General features: G+C 39.9%; 16 protein-coding genes. 4 read left to right on the forward strand and 12 right to left on the reverse strand.

Features of this window, described 5'->3' with window-relative positions:
• From lpxK to IJS99_02720, 3 genes are all read right to left on the reverse strand, one after another.
• Window positions 1-1,216: tetraacyldisaccharide 4'-kinase (gene lpxK / locus IJS99_02710; protein ID MBQ7560734.1), on the reverse strand; the 1,216-nt coding region annotated here is incomplete at its 3' end.
• Between the two features lie 7 nt (window positions 1,217-1,223).
• Window positions 1,224-2,948, reverse strand: coding sequence for an ABC transporter ATP-binding protein (locus IJS99_02715; GenBank protein MBQ7560735.1), 1,725 nt, complete (start codon window positions 2,946-2,948; stop codon window positions 1,224-1,226).
• Entirely contained in the window at window positions 2,945-4,045 is a 1,101-nt protein-coding gene (locus IJS99_02720) for a hypothetical protein (GenBank protein MBQ7560736.1), read from the reverse strand. Before IJS99_02720 ends, IJS99_02715 begins: the two co-directional genes overlap by 4 nt.
• A gap of 868 nt (window positions 4,046-4,913) precedes the next feature.
• On the opposite strand from IJS99_02720, the gene IJS99_02725 reads away from it, so the two are divergent.
• Together IJS99_02725 and IJS99_02730 are read left to right on the forward strand one after the other, a co-directional pair.
• The gene (locus IJS99_02725) at window positions 4,914-6,071 is read left to right on the forward strand and encodes an ABC transporter ATP-binding protein (protein ID MBQ7560737.1); all 1,158 of its coding nucleotides are present in this window, start codon (window positions 4,914-4,916) and stop codon (window positions 6,069-6,071) included.
• Window positions 6,071-7,312, forward strand: coding sequence for a hypothetical protein (locus tag IJS99_02730; protein MBQ7560738.1), 1,242 nt, complete (start codon window positions 6,071-6,073; stop codon window positions 7,310-7,312). Before IJS99_02725 ends, IJS99_02730 begins: the two co-directional genes overlap by 1 nt.
• Window positions 7,313-7,368: 56 nt before the next feature.
• Here the strand turns inward: IJS99_02730 and IJS99_02735 are convergent, their stop codons facing one another.
• The 5 genes from IJS99_02735 to citD all read right to left on the reverse strand — a co-directional run bounded on the left by IJS99_02735 (window position 7,369) and on the right by citD (window position 10,879).
• Window positions 7,369-7,776 (reverse strand): type II toxin-antitoxin system VapC family toxin, encoded by a 408-nt coding sequence (locus IJS99_02735; GenBank protein MBQ7560739.1) that lies wholly within the window; start codon window positions 7,774-7,776, stop codon window positions 7,369-7,371.
• Window positions 7,769-7,963 carry a hypothetical protein gene (locus IJS99_02740; protein ID MBQ7560740.1) on the reverse strand — a complete coding sequence of 65 codons (195 nt, stop codon included), beginning with the start codon at window positions 7,961-7,963 and terminating at the stop codon, window positions 7,769-7,771. Before IJS99_02740 ends, IJS99_02735 begins: the two co-directional genes overlap by 8 nt.
• A 116-nt stretch (window positions 7,964-8,079) precedes the next feature.
• Window positions 8,080-9,651, reverse strand: a complete 1,572-nt coding sequence (citF, locus tag IJS99_02745) for a citrate lyase subunit alpha (GenBank protein MBQ7560741.1) — start codon at window positions 9,649-9,651, stop codon at window positions 8,080-8,082.
• 2 nt (window positions 9,652-9,653) lie between these two features.
• Complete coding sequence (locus IJS99_02750; GenBank protein ID MBQ7560742.1) at window positions 9,654-10,571, reverse strand: HpcH/HpaI aldolase/citrate lyase family protein; 918 nt, start codon at window positions 10,569-10,571, stop codon at window positions 9,654-9,656.
• Window positions 10,571-10,879: a citrate lyase acyl carrier protein gene (gene citD / locus IJS99_02755; protein MBQ7560743.1), complete on the reverse strand. Its 309-nt coding sequence runs from the start codon at window positions 10,877-10,879 to the stop codon at window positions 10,571-10,573. Before citD ends, IJS99_02750 begins: the two co-directional genes overlap by 1 nt.
• A gap of 99 nt (window positions 10,880-10,978) precedes the next feature.
• Here citD and IJS99_02760 point away from each other — a divergent pair, with 99 nt between their 5' ends.
• On the forward strand, window positions 10,979-11,596 hold the full coding sequence (locus IJS99_02760) for a DUF4234 domain-containing protein (protein MBQ7560744.1): 618 nt from the start codon (window positions 10,979-10,981) through the stop codon (window positions 11,594-11,596).
• A 62-nt stretch (window positions 11,597-11,658) separates the two neighbouring features.
• Here IJS99_02760 and IJS99_02765 read toward each other — a convergent pair whose 3' ends face one another.
• The 3 genes from IJS99_02765 to IJS99_02775 form a co-directional block, all read right to left on the reverse strand.
• The gene (locus tag IJS99_02765) at window positions 11,659-13,149 is read right to left on the reverse strand and encodes a tripartite tricarboxylate transporter permease (protein ID MBQ7560745.1); all 1,491 of its coding nucleotides are present in this window, start codon (window positions 13,147-13,149) and stop codon (window positions 11,659-11,661) included.
• An 18-nt stretch (window positions 13,150-13,167) separates the two neighbouring features.
• Window positions 13,168-13,698, reverse strand: coding sequence for a tripartite tricarboxylate transporter TctB family protein (locus IJS99_02770; protein ID MBQ7560746.1), 531 nt, complete (start codon window positions 13,696-13,698; stop codon window positions 13,168-13,170).
• A 64-nt stretch (window positions 13,699-13,762) separates the two neighbouring features.
• On the reverse strand, window positions 13,763-14,752 hold the full coding sequence (locus IJS99_02775) for a tripartite tricarboxylate transporter substrate binding protein (protein MBQ7560747.1): 990 nt from the start codon (window positions 14,750-14,752) through the stop codon (window positions 13,763-13,765).
• Between the two features lie 158 nt (window positions 14,753-14,910).
• Here IJS99_02775 and IJS99_02780 point away from each other — a divergent pair, with 158 nt between their 5' ends.
• Window positions 14,911-15,642, forward strand: coding sequence for a tellurite resistance TerB family protein (locus IJS99_02780; GenBank protein MBQ7560748.1), 732 nt, complete (start codon window positions 14,911-14,913; stop codon window positions 15,640-15,642).
• Here the strand turns inward: IJS99_02780 and IJS99_02785 are convergent.
• Window positions 15,639-16,034, reverse strand: coding sequence for a helix-turn-helix transcriptional regulator (locus IJS99_02785; GenBank protein MBQ7560749.1), 396 nt, complete (start codon window positions 16,032-16,034; stop codon window positions 15,639-15,641). The two genes, IJS99_02780 and IJS99_02785, sit on opposite strands and share 4 nt — an antisense overlap.
• Window positions 16,035-16,411: the final 377 nt, after the last annotated feature.

Below are 16,411 nucleotides of genomic sequence, written 5' to 3' on the forward strand. Positions count from 1 at the left end.
CATCAAAACCTGCCCGAATATAAGAATCTCCCCGCCCGACAAGTGCAAAACCTGAAATTTTTGACTCCGGCAATTTCTCGCGCAATTTCTTGGCCAGCATTGTCCCGATCGCGTCTTCACCGTAGCCATTAGAAGCAATTATAATTTTTGGCCTTAATGCTTGAGTGAGTGCGTTAAAAAATTTTTCCGGTTCATTTAATACGGCCTTGACTCTGGGAATAACGAGCGCGATTCCCTCCGGCCAAGTGAAATTATCAGGAAAATTATATAAATCCTTCTCTGTACACGTTATGAAATCTGCTTTGCTTTTTATTGCGAGTTTGCATAATTCTTGAATGTCCTTACGCGTATATCTGTGATGATCTCTAAAATTTTTGCCGCCCGTTATAGTCAGTCCCATTTGAATAAGTGAACGCTTGAAACTTTCCGGATTACCAATTGCAGAGAACGCGAAAACTTTTGAGTCTTTGCCCGGTCTTGTATCAGTGCCATATAACAGCCAGTCGGTAAATTCTAATCTTGACGTGAAAATTTTTGACGAGTCTATATATTTGCTGATTTGTCCGCGTAAATTATTTAATTCATGACTCGTAACCTGCTCGGATTTAGTCAAAACTATTAAATCAGCTCTTGAGAGTGCGTTAATTTTTTCGCGCATTATTCCATCGGGTAAAATCTGCCCATTTCCGAACGGGCAGACTGAGTCAATTAATACAATATCTACATCACGGCCCATTATTTTATGTTGAAAAGCGTCATCAGCTATAACGAGTTCACACCCGCAATTTTTCAGAGCATTAACACCGTCGAGTCGTTTTTTAGCTACGGCAATCGGCATATTTGGCAGTTCACGAGATAATAATAACGGCTCATCACCGATTAAATCGCGCTTTCCTTCTCCGTCACGTATTAATATAGCCTCGTGAGTTTTGCCCGAATATCCCCGTGTTACGATTCCTGTTTTAATGCCTTTGGAGCTCGTGAATTTAGCAAGCATCTCTACAAATGGAGTCTTGTTTGTGCCTCCGTATGTAAGATTTCCAACACTTATTAACGGTAAAGGCGGCTCAATAGTCTTTAATAGTCCATGAGAACGCAAAAATTTATTCACGTAAAGAAACGCGCTGCCCAGCCAAGAAAACGGCCTGAAAATTATATCAGCAAGTAAATTATATTTCTCGCCTTTAACATGTTTCATGTAAGTATCTATAATCATTTATTATTTATTGTCCAATTCCAAATTGTAATTTATATAATTCTGCATAAAGTCCGCCCTGTCTTAATAATTCGTCATGAGTCCCGGATTGAATAAAATTCCCGTTCTCAAGCACTAAAATTTTATCAGCTTCTCTGACTGTTGATAATCTATGAGCTATTATAAACGCTGTCCGGCCTTGCATGGCTTGATTTATTGCGCGCTGTACCTGTCTTTCTACTGCTAAATCTAATGAGCTTGTAGCCTCGTCAAGTATTAAAATTTTCGGATCTCTTATTACTGCTCGTGCGATTGCTATTCTTTGACGCTGGCCCCCTGAAAGAGTTACTCCCCGTTCGCCGATTTCTGAATTATATTTATCGGGTAAACTCTCAATAAATTCGCGTATATCTGCAATTTCTGCGGCTTGAATAATTTTTTGCATGTCTTGATTCTCTAGTCCATAAGCAATATTAAACGCAAGAGTCCCCTTCATTAAGATACATTCTTGCGGAACTATTCCGATTTGACGGCGTAAATTTTTCAGCGATAATTCTTTAATGTCATAGCCATCAATAATAATTCTGCCTTCTGAAGGGTCATAGAATCTCGGTATTAAGTCAACGAGCGTAGATTTTCCGGAACCTGTAGGGCCGACTATTGCAATTTTTTCGCCTGCTTTAACGTCAAGATTTATATTATGCAAAATTTCTTGGCCGTGATTATAATAAAAGCTGACATTTTCAAATTTTATATTGCCCGATAATTTATGATTTATGCCTGAGCCTGCATTATTCGATTCTGCCGGAGTGTCTAACATGTCAAATATTCGTTCAGATGATGCTATACTGCGCTGTAAGTTGCTCATTTGATTCATGATTGTGCGTATGGGCTGGACCATGAAAGCTATATAGCCTATGAAAGAAATTAATTCGCCCGGTGTTAAACCGCCGTCGATTACATTATGACCCCCGAACCAGAAGACGACTGCCAGCGCAAAAATTAAGAAGACTTCTATAACTCCCGCTAAAATTCCCTGAATAGAGACAGCCTGTAATAATGCTTTATAATTTTTCCTGTTCGCATCAGTGAATCGCGTTAATTCCTCGTCTTCAGTGGCAAATGAACGGACGACTCTAATTGCCGAGAATGCTTCTTGTGCAGTTGCTGTGATATTTGCTAGCTGTTCTTGAACGTTATGACCAGCCCGGCGCAATTTCTTAGACGCGAAAGAAAGCAATAACGCTACAACCGGCAATACTAGAATTATTAAGCAGGTCAGCCGCCAATTTATATATATAATGAATCCGAACATGCCCAGAAACGTGAATAAATTAAATATTAAATCAACTATAGAATTTGAGACGAGATTTTGCAGTGTTTCTACATCTCCGGTAATTCTGCTCATTAACTCGCCTATTCTTGACGCATAAATTTTTTTGAGGCTCATTCTTTGAATATGATCATAGAGTTCTATTCGCAAATCCATTACTACACTTTGGCCGGCCTCGTTCATTAAATAACGCTGATAATATGTAGTAATTGCCTTGAGTCCAAATATAATAACAAGTGCAACGCAAATAATATTTAACATCAACAAATCGCGCGAAAATAATACGTCATCAACTACATTTTTAAATAAATACGGCGGCAGAATATTTAACCCGGCTGAAAGAATCATAAATATCACAGCTAGAAAGAGTTTAACCCAGTATTTACGAATATATTTAGAGAGTCTAAGAAAATTTTTCATGATGATAATACTAAATCGCACAATCTTGAGGCCGCACCGGATTGACCTGACAATTTCAATAATTCGTCACGAGTTGATTTAAGCATTTCTTGATTCGTAATGTCCTCAAAAATTGCTCCGGCGACATCTTTAGGCGTTATATCTCCGTACATTTCGCGCAAAATTTTAGAGTCAGCTATCCTGTTAGGAAGAGAAATTACACCATTCCAGCGTTTTATTACACGTAATGCGCCTAACTTTCTTAATTTCCGGCCAAGTATAGGCAGATTTGCGAGAATTCCTAACACTCCGGATAATGGCACAAAGCGCAAAAATTTTTCAGGAGCTATAACGAGTCCCGGAAGTCCGCAGTGCATCATCTCAAAAGTATTCGTACCCGGCTGAGTCAAAGCGTAATCTGATTGTCTCATTGCTACACCTGCATTTGATATGACGGGATTTAAGCCTGCTTTTTGCCAAATTTCAAGCTCTGACTCCGGCATAAAACGAGAAAATAAAGCGCGGACTCTTATATTGGGAATTCTTTCACGCAAAAATTTACGCACTTCACAGACCCATTCAAGCACAGCAGCCCGAATCATGGGACGACTACCCGGCAAAATTAACAATCTCGGCGAGTTATCATCTTTAGGCCAGTTCCATTTTTTAATTTCTGACTCGTTCAAGTCCATTTGTAGAGCGTCTTTAACAAGATCTCCTATAACTTGAACATTATCGAGATTCCCGGCCTGTTTCTTGTATGCTGTGAGAGTTCTTATACCCGGAAAATTTATTTTTTTCGGCGCGTAAGTGTACCAAGTCAGTGAGACATTTGCACTCTTTGCGAGCCTCTGACCGAACATAATATCACCGCCCAATTGAATAACTGCGTCAGTTCTCTCAAACGGTAAATCATGCCAAATTTTTGACGCATCTGCAGGACCCTCAAGTTTATCTACAGCTAACAAAGAAGCCGCCCGCCTCTCATGACCTGAAGCAAACTGACACGGCAAAATCCATAATGATACAGAGTGCCCGCGTTTTCTGAATTCCATAGCAACAGGCCGAACCCAGCCCCATAATTCTCCCGGGCCGTTCGTTAAAATTGTTATTCGCAAAAAATTCACATCCCCGAAATAAAATACTTAGCAAATCAGAATATTTTATAATAATTAATGACGAGAAGGAAATTTTTTATGTAATTATAAATATAAATCAGGAGAATAAATAAATTTGTACAGAAAATTATTAGCAAGTGTTAGAGAATATAAGAAATCATCTTTACAAGCTCCGTTTTTCGTCTCTCTTGAAGTCGTGATGGAGTGTATAATTCCCTTCATTGTAGCAAAACTTGTGAATCAAATTCGTGCGGGCTGTGATTTTATTATCATGCTTGAATATGGCGTGATTCTCGTGATAATGGCTTTCTTGTCGCTTTTATTCGGGATAATTGCGGGTAATGCCTGCTCGACTGCCTCATGCGGATTCGCTAAAAATTTGCGGAGTGATTTATTTAGATCTATACAAAAATTTTCATTTGAGAATCTCGATAAATTTCCTACTGCCTCACTTGTTACGAGACTCACAACTGATGTGTCAGGAGTTCAGGAAGCATATATGATGATTATTCGTACAGTTATAAGAGCACCGTTAATGCTGATATTCTCGTTTATAATGGCGTTGATAATGGGCGGGAGAATCGCGTTAATTTTTTTGTTGACTGCGCCGTTTTTAGGGGGCGGGCTTTATTTTCTTTCTAAGCTGGCTATGATTACATTCAGGAAAATATTTCGCAAGTACGATAAATTAAATAATTTGATTCAGGAAAATATACGGGGAATCAGAGTCGTTAAATCATTCGTCCGTGAAGATTACGAGAAAGAGAAATTTTCACGCAGTGCCGAAGAAATTTGCAATGATTTTATACGAGCTAGGAAAATTTTAGTGCTGAATAATCCCTTAATGCAATTTTGCTTGTATATAGTCATGATATTTATATTGTATTACGGATCTTATAAAGTAATCACGACTCGCGGGCTTGATTTGAACATCGGGCAGATTTCGTCATTAATCACATACGGAACTCAAATTTTAGGGAGTCTTATGCGCCTGTCTATGGTACTTGTTATTATTACCCTTGCAAGAGAGAGCGCAGTACGTATTGTTGAAGTCTTAGAAGAAGGGGAGAAACCTGCACTAACAAGCCCGGTTAACGGCATTAAAGAAATTTCAAGCGGAGAAATAGAATTTATTGACGTAAATTTTATATATAATTCAGCAAGAAATCAGCAAAATATTTTACATGAAAGCATGACGGGAACGCAAAATCTTTCACACGATAACGACTCTAATAGCAATAAAAATATTTCAGGCTCGCAAAATTTCTCACATGAAAGCATGACGGGAACGCAAAAATTTTCACATGATAATGACTCTAACACGCAAAATTCAAGACTCTACGCACTAAGAAATATAAATCTGCACATAGAATCAGGCTCAACGATCGGAATAATCGGGGGGACTGGCTCATCAAAGACTACGCTAATACAATTAATTCCGAGACTCTATGACGTAACGAGCGGCGTTATAAAAATTTCCGGTCATGATGTTAAAGAATATGATTTGAACTCGCTGCGAAATAATATAGCTCTAGTTCTGCAAAAAAATGAGCTTTTCACGGGAACTATACGCGATAATTTACTATGGGGCAATGAGAACGCGACGGACTCGCAAATTATAGAAGTCTGCAAAATCGCTCATGCTGATGAGTTTATCGAGAAATTACCCGCAAAATATAATACTCACATTGAACAGAACGGCACGAATTTATCAGGCGGACAGAAACAAAGATTATGCATAGCCCGGGCGTTATTAAAGCAGCCTAAAATTTTAATTCTTGATGACTCAACAAGTGCTGTAGACACTCATACTGATGCGCTAATACGTTCAGGATTAAAAAATTATCTGCCTAATACTACTAAAATTATAATTTCACAGCGTATATTATCAGTTCAGGATGCTGATAAAATTATTGTCATGGATGACGGAGAAATAAAAGCGGTCGGAACTCATAAAGATTTATTAAAGTCGAGCGCAATTTATAACGAGATTTATTTATCACAGACAAGAAAGGAGCTATTATAATGACTAAAAAATTTCTAGCAGTCTTAATTATTGCGTTAATCTGTATGAATGCTGATACTTGTTTTGCTGAATCGTGGAGTGCTTATTTTGGGTCTTACTGGGATTATTTTTTCGGGACAAATGACGGCCAAGAGAATCCGGACTCAAACTCAGCAAGTAATAAAGCAGCTTTACCGGAAAATATCGCTAAAAACTGGGACAAATTGACGGATTCACTGAATGACGCGCTTCAATTACGTGACAAACAAGAAAATTTGCCTAATAATGCATGGTTCGGAGAAGATAAACAAAGCAACGCAGCAAAAATTAATAAATTACTAGACTCGGCACTGAGCATATTAATTAACGGCGAGGCCGGACAAATGCGTCACGAGGCTTCAGAATTACGCGCAAAAATCGCAAAAATGAGAGTCGAACTCGATACACTGCGCAACAAAAAAATTACTGCACCTGACAGCAATTATTATATATTATTCTGGAGACTCACAAAGGAGAAGGCCGAGAAAAGAATTATAGAACTCGAACGCGAAATAAAATCGAGTGAGGAGTCTTTATCGCTCATAAATGCTAAACTTGCGGACTCGTTAAGAAATATCGGGCTTGATCTTGACGCTTCACAGGTTGAAATATTAATGAATTCAGTTACAGGCGATGATTTACTGCAAAATGCCGTAGTGTTCGACAACGTTAAAAAAATTGTCGGCAAACTTGAGGAACTCGCGCAGAATGACTCTAACAGCCTTGACATTACACGCAGATATTCAGGTTTATATTTAGTCTTGAATGACTTATTGATTTATACTCAGGACGAGCTAATAAAGAAAATTGATTTGTCATATAAGCCTAGTCTTGCAGCAATCATAAAAGAGGCCGGCGAACTTCAACGAGACGCGCAAAATAAGAGCCGCAACCGGGCATATACTCAAGCACAGAGAGACTCATTTATTCAGAATGCCGAGTCAAATGCTTTAACGCTCAAAGTCGCAAATTTGTACGTGAAATTACTTGACCAGCAAAGAAATGCAACACTTGAGAGTATCAGGAGCCTGAAATTAAATCGGGACTTGGCCGAGAACACTTATAAAACTGTCAGGAGTTCGGGAGAATTGCGGGGGCTTATTCATTCGGGATTGAGTTTATTTGATACGATTAATGCGTTAAAGATGCCGGAGTTGAAAATTTTTGAGAGCGGAGCAATGAGGCTCGAATTTGAAGAGATTAACAGGCGGCTCAAGAAATAAATAATTATTTTATTGCAGTTCTCGTAAAAGGGGGCTGCAATTTTTTTATCGAGTCTTTATTCAGTCCAGTCGTCAAGCATAAGGTCGTCAATGCGTGAGAATTCGCTAATATTATTAGTAACTAGTACACCCCCGCGAGCATATACAGTAGCAGCTATTATTAAATCATCGAAGCCGATTCTTTTGCCTGTGCGCTCAAGATTTGCCCTGATTCTGCCGTAAATTTTTGTCATAGATTTATCGAACGGAACGATCTCAAAAGGTTCGCAAAATGTCATAACTTTCTCTAACTCTTTATCAGGGGTTATACTTTTCATAGCTCCTGTTAATAATTCACCTTGTACAATTGCAGGCAATTTTATAAAGTCCATTTCAGAATCAACTTTATTTATTAATTTATCATTACGTCCCCTCATGTAAAATATACATATATTGCTGTCGAGATAATAAATTTTATTATTCATCATTAAATGCCTTCTCTAGTTCGCAATCAGGGATAATATACGCGTCTCTAGGTCTCACAAAAGATTCATCTTGTATAGATCCATACGTTTCGCGAGCCCATGCCTTTCGACCTTCGGGAGTACTGAAATCAAATTTTTTGATTCGTATCTTATAGCCGCCAACGTCAACTTCTTTATATTCTTGCATGATAAAGCCTCCTAAATAAAATTAAATATTTTGTATATTATATATTATTTGCCGCAAAAAAAACTCCCTCGCAATAAATCACGAGAGAGTCAAAAATTTTTATAAATCCTTACGCGTTAAACCTCATAGGGCTTAATCTCGCGCACAACGTCTAAAATTGTCCCGTCTCTTGCTTCAAGAATAGCTACAACTTTATCTTTCCATTGTAAATCATCAGGTCTGCCTACGAGTGAATATGCTTTCTCCTGAAGTTCTTTAATGGGAACGTGTTTAATTCCTGCCTTGTCAAGAGCTTCTATAATGTCGGGTCTATTAGGATTTACTGCCGTCCCGTAATCAGTAACAACAACGTCAACGCAGTCGCCCGGAGTCGTAACTGTAACAACTTTCTCGCAAATTGTCGCCATTCTCCCGCGTGTTAAAGGAGTAACTATAACGCAGCATTTTGCGCCCGCCGCTGTGTCAGGATGTCCGCCCGGTGCACCGCGTAAAACTCCGTCGGAGCCTGTAATAACGTTCACGTTAAAATCAATATCGACCTCAAGAGCTGCTAATACAACAAAATCAAGTTTATTCACAAATGCGCCTTTATTTGCCGGATTAGCATATTCGCTCGCTGTCATTTCGTGATGATTCGGGTTTGAGCGTATATCTTCAATTGCTGCCACGTCGAAATCCTGAACGTCAATAATTTGTCCGACCTTGCCCTTTCTCTGAAGTTCACAGATCGGCCCCGTTATTCCGCCAATTGCCCAAGCCATTTTTATGCCCTTTGCGTCCATTAAAGGCTCAAGGAATCTATTTACAGCGAGTGAAGGCCCGCCCGCTCCTGTCTGGAAAGAAAATCCCTCTTTGAACCATGGACAAGCTGCTATAACTTTCGCAGTATTCTCGGCCATCATTAAATCACGGGGATTCTGAGTCATTCTTGCTGCTGCACTGGCTATTTTTTTCGGGTTGCCTATTTCGTCAACTTTCACGACATAATCAACATTTACACCGTGAATGCTGGGCGGAAAATTCGGATATGGCACAAGTGTATCAGTAATTACTACAACTTTATCGGCATATTCTGAGTCTGGTACTGCATAAGACAATACACCGCAATCACTCTTACCGCCGAGCGCGCGTGCATTCCCGTATTCGTCTGAAGTGGGTGCGCCTATAAATGCTACGTCAATATGAACGTCGCCCTCTTCAACAGCTCGGACTCTTCCGCCGTGTGAACGCAAAATCGCAGGAGTCTTTAATTTTCCGTGTGAGACAACATCGCCCATTCTGCCGCGTATACCTGAAGTCTGAATACCTGTTACAATTCCCTGTTCTATATAGTCAGCAATAGGATCGTGAGCACTTCCCAGACTCGACGCAGCAATTGTAATATCTTTTATGCCGAGATCAACTATTTCCTTCATTACCATATTAACAATATAATCGCCGTCTCTAAAATGGTGGTGAAAAGAAACTGTCATGCCGTCTTTAAGTCCGCAGGCGATTACAGCATCACGAATTGAAGGAAGTATTTTACTCTCTTGAGGTTTCTCGTAAATTTTGCTTGTCGGGCCGGCCTTCTTTATATATTGTCCGTCTCTGTAGCCCTTCCCCTGATAGGGTTCATATTTGCGCCCATTCTTTAACTCAACTGCTAATGCTTCTGCGGGTATCTCTCTTCCAACTGCGTTTTTCATCTCTAAAGATCCCCCTCATAAATTCCGCTGGCTTTTGCGAGTCTTATAACTCTTTCAGCACCCGGAACAAACGCTATATCTATCATTTTACCGCCCTCAATTGTGAAGACTCCGACTCCCTCGGCTGCGTGTTCACGATAAGCACGAACTATTTTCTCGGCCTCCGCTATATCCTTCTGAGAAGGTGCAAGCATTTCATGTACAATCGGAATTTGTCTCGGATTAACGAGCGACTTCCCGTCAAAGCCCATTTCTACATTTTGTTTGACTTCAGCCCTGAAGCCCTCATCGTCATTAATATTCGTGAAGACCGTATCAAAGCACTGAATCCCCGCCGCACGTGCAGCCATCAACATATGACCGCGAGCCGCAAGCATTTCTATACCGCCGGGAATGACTTTAACCTGCATACACTTTCTATAATCGCCGCCCGATAAAGCCACGCCAAAGAGTCTGGGTGAAGCTGTACAGATCTCATAAGCATTTAATACGCCCTTGGGACTCTCAAGAGCTGCCATTAAAAGAGTCCTGCCTACTTCTACGCCGAATTCTTTTTCTGCTTCAGTAACTGCCGCGTCTACTGTTTTTACGTCATTTGCTGACTCAGTTTTCGCGATTCTAATTCCGTCGCAGCCTCCTGCAACACAGACTCTAATATCTTCCTTCCAGTGAGGAGTATCAAGTCCGTTAATTCTTACTATTACTTCAGTGTCGCCGTAATCAATTGACTTTAACGCGTGATAAAGTGAGAATCTCGCAGAATCCTTCTGATTTTCTGCAACAGCGTCTTCAAGATCGAGCATTATAGAGTCTGCACCGTAAATATAAGCGTCCTTAATTAATCCGGGCTTCTGTGCATTCATGAACATCATAGTCCGGCGGAGTCTAAATTTTTCCGGCTTTGGTCTTGGAATACTCATTATCTTATTACACCTCCCCAATCAAATCGGCCGTCAACATCACACTGGCAGCCCCGATAAAATGCGCATTCGACTCGAGCCTTTATTGTGCAGTCTAAAGCACCGTGATCGTTTACTATGACTTTAGCGTTTTTCACGCCGAGTCTTTCCAGTGAAGCCAGCACTTCAGCTTTTATCTGCCGTCCGTACTGGTTAATTACAGAGCTTTCAAGCGTTAAATCAATTCCGCCGCTGTCTTTCGGTTCAAGCGTAATCATTACATCGCTCGACTCAAGAGTCCCGGCAGTTCCCACCGCTTTTAACTCCATTTGAACACACACCTCCTGCAAGAGTTTATAAATTTATTAATATATCTGGAAATATTTAGTTAATTCTATCATAAAGAATGCTAGAATAATCATCTAAGAATGTCGAAATTTTTCACTAAAGGAGAAAATATTATTAATGAATTGCAAAATTGCGGTGCTCCCCTCACACCTGAAGACGAAAAATGTTCATATTGCGGAAGTTATATCGAGAGAAGCCCGGCAGAAATCGCAAAACGTCAAAGAATCAAACAAGAATCAATCAGGCGCGAGAGACTCGACTCACTTCCTAAGATAAAATTTGTGCAGATAACTTTTATTGTGCTTGCTAATATTATTACGATGGGATTCTATTCTATTTACTGGTATGTAACGAGGCGCAATACTCTTAATTCACTGACTAAAGATTATAAATTTCCTGATATAGGACTCGTAATTCATGTAACCGCGTTAATTTTATTTTACGTCTCAAATAATGAGTCAATATATTCTCTTGCGCTCCCCGTTTCGTGGCTGAGCGGGATTTATACGGCGTTCCAAGTTAAAAATATTTTGCGGTCATATGCATTAAAGAATATTGATTTAATAAATTCGGGCTCAATCAACATTATAAATTTAGTTGCTCCGTCAAGCATATTATTAATATTATTCGGCTCTATTTATTTGCAGGTACAAATTAACAAAATGATAAAATCTGAACTCTTTAAGCCTGAAATATAAATAAAAAAATTGCCCGGAAAATTTTTACATTCTCCGGGATTCTTTCTTGCTTGAATAATAAATTATTTCTCTTTCTTGAATAAACTCGCGATTATCGGCCAAAGTAATAATATAATGCTCACGATCATTAACGTCCCAGCTACAGGACGGGCGAACATGTTTACTATATTGGCGCGTGAAATAGTGTATGCTCGGCTGAAATTCCCTTCACAAATTACTCCGAGAACTAGACCGAGAATTAATGCGGCACTGTTAAATTTGCACGCTGAAATTATTAACCCGATAACACCCGCGATGGCCATAATTTTCACGTCGGCAATACTCATATTTGTAGCGTATGAGCCTATAATTGCAAGCATTATTATAATCGGCCCTAAATATGAGTAAGGCACGGCCAAGATCTGCGCAAAAACTTTCGCAATAGCAATCGCAACTATTACCATTAAAATATTTGTAACGACCATTGACGCAAATGTCGCGCTTAAATATTGAGGTTGATTCACTAAAAGCAGCGGCCCTAACTGCACACCTTTCAAGACTAAAGCACTCATCATGACTGCTGCGGCGTTACCTCCGGGAATTCCCAGCGATAATAAAGGCACCATTGCCCCGCCCGTTGCTGCGTTGTTTGCTGTCTCTGAGGCTGCTATACCGTCAATAATTCCTGTGCCGAATTTCTCCGGATATTTCGATAATTTCGTCTCGCTCGAATAACACAAGAATGAAGCAATTGTAGCACCTGCTCCCGGTAAGATTCCTATTATTGTGCCGATTACTGAACAGCGCGCAAGAAGCCACTTTATTCCCCACCATTCTTTGAAAGAAGGCATCTTTGTATTTACGCTCGCTGTGCCCTCGTCGCTCTTGAGAGTCTCGCGTTTCTTTGTCTGCTTTAATACTTCAGTTACGGCAAAGATTCCTATTAAGACAGGAATCATTTCGAGACCTGCAATTAATTCACCGCTTCCAAATGTTAATCTCTGAACTGCATACATGGGATCTTGACCGACACAGGCAAGCAATAAACCCAGCAAACCGGATATTAACGTTCTCAAAATATTTTTAGAGTCTAAGCATGTCAGAATCGAGAGTCCCATAAAAGTTATCGCAAAAATATCTGACGGACTAAATGATAACGCAGCTTGTGTTAATTGAGGTGAAAGAGTCAACATTGCCAGAGCTGAAACGAGTCCGCCTATTGCTGAACTTCCGAGCGCAATTCCTAAAGCCTTCCCAGCCTCGCCCCGTTGTGCCATAGGGTAGCCGTCAAAAGTTGTCGGAGCACTCGAAGGAACGCCGGGAATCTTGAATAAAATCGCCGTGATACTTCCGCCAGTAATTGACGAACAATATACAGCAACAAGAAATACTATAGCCGGAATCGGCTGCATTGAATACGTGAAAGGAAGTCCCAGAGCTACGGCCATTGTCGCACTGACTCCGGGTAAAGCTCCAAAAATTGTCCCGACTACTATAGCAAATACGACCATCATAAATGTATAAGGGTCAAGCAACACGCTAAATCCATTTGTGAATAATTCAAAAGTTGACATAATTTCTTGACCTCCCATTTACATTATAGAAGACTTCACGGAAGATACTATACTTTCAACATAGAGCGAGAAATTTCGCAATGCCGGTATAGTCCCCCTTGGAAGATTTACGGATAATAAGACGCTGAAGACTACATAAAGCACTAGAGTCAATAATACCGAGAAACAAGCGAGTCTAATTACATGCTTTTGTCCCAGCAATAAACCGTAAAGAAATAACACAAGCACGCAGGTTAACATATAGCCGAACGGCTCAAGAACGAAACTCGCAGCAAGAACGAGCGCAATTCCTATACACATACGGGCTCGAATGCTTAATAATGCGTCAAGTGAGAATTCGGGATTATTGCGATTTTTGCGTATTATATTAATTATATTAATCGCTATGCACACTAACAATAAAATTATTATAGCTTTAGGCCACATGTCGGGCTTGAGCGTGTAGGGATTTCTTGCTACTCTGTCAGGGATCGGAGCTTCTAAGACATTAAAGAAATATGCATAAAGCAGTCCCAGCCATAATAAAACATTACAAATTAATTCGAACACTGAATAATTCACTCCTTCAAAAATAAAAAACGGGGCATGACTCACCCCGTGAAAGTTCTATATACTATTTCGAGTAATAATCTTTCTTCATAACGCCTTCTGCCTTGAGATAATCACTTAACAATTTATAATCCTTCTCACAGTCAGCCGCGTATTCTTCAGGTCCTGCAAATCCCGGTCTCTCATCGTAACAGCCCTGTACTAAGAAAGCCTGCCACGTGGGATCTTGTGATGCCTTCTCAATTGCTGCGACTAATACGTCAATAGCTTCTTTGGGAGTTCCTTTTTTCGCAAAAATTCCGCGCGCCGGGCCTAAGACTGAATTAATGCCGAGTTCTACAGAGCATTCTACATCGGGATAACGTTTCATTCTATTTTCACAGAGTGCTAATAACGGCACTACATCGCCCGCAGCAATTAAGCCCTCAATTTCGTCCGTCCCTGTTACCATAATATCAATATGTCCGCCGACTAATGCCGAATTCATTTCAGAGCCCGACGGATATGAGACATCAAGAATGTCAAGCCCCTCAAGAGCCTGCTTTAATGACGCGCCGTCAAGTCCTGTACTTGTTAGCATTCCCACGCTGACCTCGAACGGATTTTCTTTGACGTATTTCACCATTTCCGAGAAAGTTTTATAGCCTTTACGATCCATTGCTTTTTTCGAGGCCGTTATTACATTAATTGCGTGAACGAGTCTCGCTACTGGTATAAATTCGTCCTTGAAATTCATTGACGTTGTGCCTTGAATATCCTGCATAAATAAACTTTGAGTTCCTAACATGTAAGTATAACCGTCTGCAGGCTGCTTATAAACGTATTCAACTGCTGTAACTCCATTTCCGCCGGTTACGTTTACTATTTCGACTTCCTGACCGATAATATTTTTAAGCAAATTTGCCATTGGTCTAAGTGTTGAATCAGCTCCGCCGCCTACGCCCCACGGACATACGATACTGATTTTGCGCTCAAATTTCCATTCAGCCGACGCAAATGACACAGCACAGAAAACGAGAACGACTGCTAATAAAATCGATAAATATTTTTTCATGAGTTTACCTCCCTGAATAATAATAAAATAAAGTAATTGCATTTTACCAAATAAAGACTTAATCAAACCTGTTAAACATGCTGATTTATTTATAAACATGCTAGAATCTTTATGATTTATTCAAGAAATTTATTTTAAGAAGGGAGAAAATTTTTATCATGGCACTAAATTTTATGGATCTATTAGGCTCAATGATTCAGGGCGGAGGGATGAGTCCTTCTTCTAATCAAAGAATGTCAAGTGCTGGCGGAATGGTACAGGATTTATTAGGCTCTCTTATGGGTGCGGGCCAAGCTGTAAAAAATAAAGTCGGAGGCGATAACTTAGCAGCTACAGGAATAGGCGCACTTCTCGGAGCTTTAACTGGACGATCTCAAAGCACTACTGTAAATTCACTCGGCGGGGGCTTAATGGGTCTGCTTGGCATGATGGCTTATAAGGCTTTTACTAACACTAATAAAGGCAGCAGCAATAATAATATAAATCAGCCCGTTTATACTCAACCTACACCGCAGCAGCAGGCCTCAGACGCTGAAATTATTTTACTGGCAATGATAGACGCTGCAAAATCTGACGGACAAGTCGACGCGGACGAACTCAATAAAATCATGAAAAAATTGCAGGACTCCGGAATCGGTCAAGAAGGAGTCAATTATGTAATTAATAAACTTAACAGCCCGATGGAGACAGCAAAAATTTTAGCAGCTGTGAGAAATAGACCCGATTTAGCGGCACAAGTTTATGCGGCTTCATTAATGGCTATTGAAGTAGACACCGACGCAGAAAGAAATTATCTTGATAAACTCGCTAAGGGAATGGGACTCACTGCTGATGTTATAGGCAGCATTGAAGAAATGACGGGCACCAGTAACACGAGTTATGTTTGTTAGTCCTGATTTTCCTGATTTTCCTGATTTTCTTTGCGCTTATTGATTAAATTTTCTACTAGGCGGTTAAATAATTCGTAACCTTTTTCAGTAGGGGGGAGCTCGATTCTTGTGCCTTCTCCCTCATATACTAACATTCCATTTGATTCGCTTGAATTTGGATAATAAATTGACGCTCGATTATGCCTGCCCGAGTCAAATTTTTCTGCGACTATGTCATCAGGTGAAATCTTTAGCAAATTAGCAAGTTCTATAATTCTTGTTCCTGTCGGTGCTGTCTCTCCTGCTTCCCAGCGTCTTAGAGTTGCGATTGAGACTCCTAATTTTTCGGCTAATTGTATTTGTGTAAGACCTGCAGTTTTCCGTGCGAGTCTTATATTTGCGCTTAATGGCATTTTATGATAACTCCCCTGCATAAAAGATTGAATGCGTGAATTATAGCCTATAAATTATTTTTTTCGCAAGAGTCGCATTAATTGTAAACTAGTTATATAATTTTTGCGTTGACGATTTATAACGGGCGATATATGAATGCAGCAAAAATTTTTATATTTAGCGGGGCTTGGCTGATATACGAACACACAATAATTTATATAATTCCCGCGTTGACGATTTATAACGGGCAATATATGAATGCAGCAAAAAATTTTTATATTTAGCGGGGCTTGGCTGATATACGAACACACAGAAATTTATATAATTTTCGCGCTGACGATTTATAAACGGGTGATGTGTTACTGACGCGGCAAAATTTTATCCATTATTCTACTCC

Source organism: Synergistaceae bacterium, from assembly GCA_017444345.1.
Lineage (GTDB): Bacteria > Synergistota > Synergistia > Synergistales > Aminobacteriaceae > JAFUXM01.

What these genes read in the sequence shown, in the direction of transcription:
- IJS99_02715 (MBQ7560735.1), bottom strand. Translation starts at nt 2,948, where the DNA reads ATGAAAAATTTTCTTAGACTCTCTAAATATATTCGTAAATACTGGGTT.
- IJS99_02725 (MBQ7560737.1), top strand. Translation starts at nt 4,914, where the DNA reads ATGATATTTATATTGTATTACGGATCTTATAAAGTAATCACGACTCGC.
- IJS99_02730 (MBQ7560738.1), top strand. Translation starts at nt 6,071, where the DNA reads ATGACTAAAAAATTTCTAGCAGTCTTAATTATTGCGTTAATCTGTATG.
- IJS99_02735 (MBQ7560739.1), bottom strand. Translation starts at nt 7,776, where the DNA reads ATGAATAATAAAATTTATTATCTCGACAGCAATATATGTATATTTTAC.
- IJS99_02740 (MBQ7560740.1), bottom strand. Translation starts at nt 7,963, where the DNA reads ATGCAAGAATATAAAGAAGTTGACGTTGGCGGCTATAAGATACGAATC.
- citF (MBQ7560741.1), bottom strand. Translation starts at nt 9,651, where the DNA reads ATGAAAAACGCAGTTGGAAGAGAGATACCCGCAGAAGCATTAGCAGTT.
- IJS99_02750 (MBQ7560742.1), bottom strand. Translation starts at nt 10,571, where the DNA reads ATGAGTATTCCAAGACCAAAGCCGGAAAAATTTAGACTCCGCCGGACT.
- citD (MBQ7560743.1), bottom strand. Translation starts at nt 10,879, where the DNA reads ATGGAGTTAAAAGCGGTGGGAACTGCCGGGACTCTTGAGTCGAGCGAT.
- IJS99_02760 (MBQ7560744.1), top strand. Translation starts at nt 10,979, where the DNA reads ATGTCGAAATTTTTCACTAAAGGAGAAAATATTATTAATGAATTGCAA.
- IJS99_02765 (MBQ7560745.1), bottom strand. Translation starts at nt 13,149, where the DNA reads ATGTCAACTTTTGAATTATTCACAAATGGATTTAGCGTGTTGCTTGAC.
- IJS99_02775 (MBQ7560747.1), bottom strand. Translation starts at nt 14,752, where the DNA reads ATGAAAAAATATTTATCGATTTTATTAGCAGTCGTTCTCGTTTTCTGT.
- IJS99_02780 (MBQ7560748.1), top strand. Translation starts at nt 14,911, where the DNA reads ATGGCACTAAATTTTATGGATCTATTAGGCTCAATGATTCAGGGCGGA.
- IJS99_02785 (MBQ7560749.1), bottom strand. Translation starts at nt 16,034, where the DNA reads ATGCCATTAAGCGCAAATATAAGACTCGCACGGAAAACTGCAGGTCTT.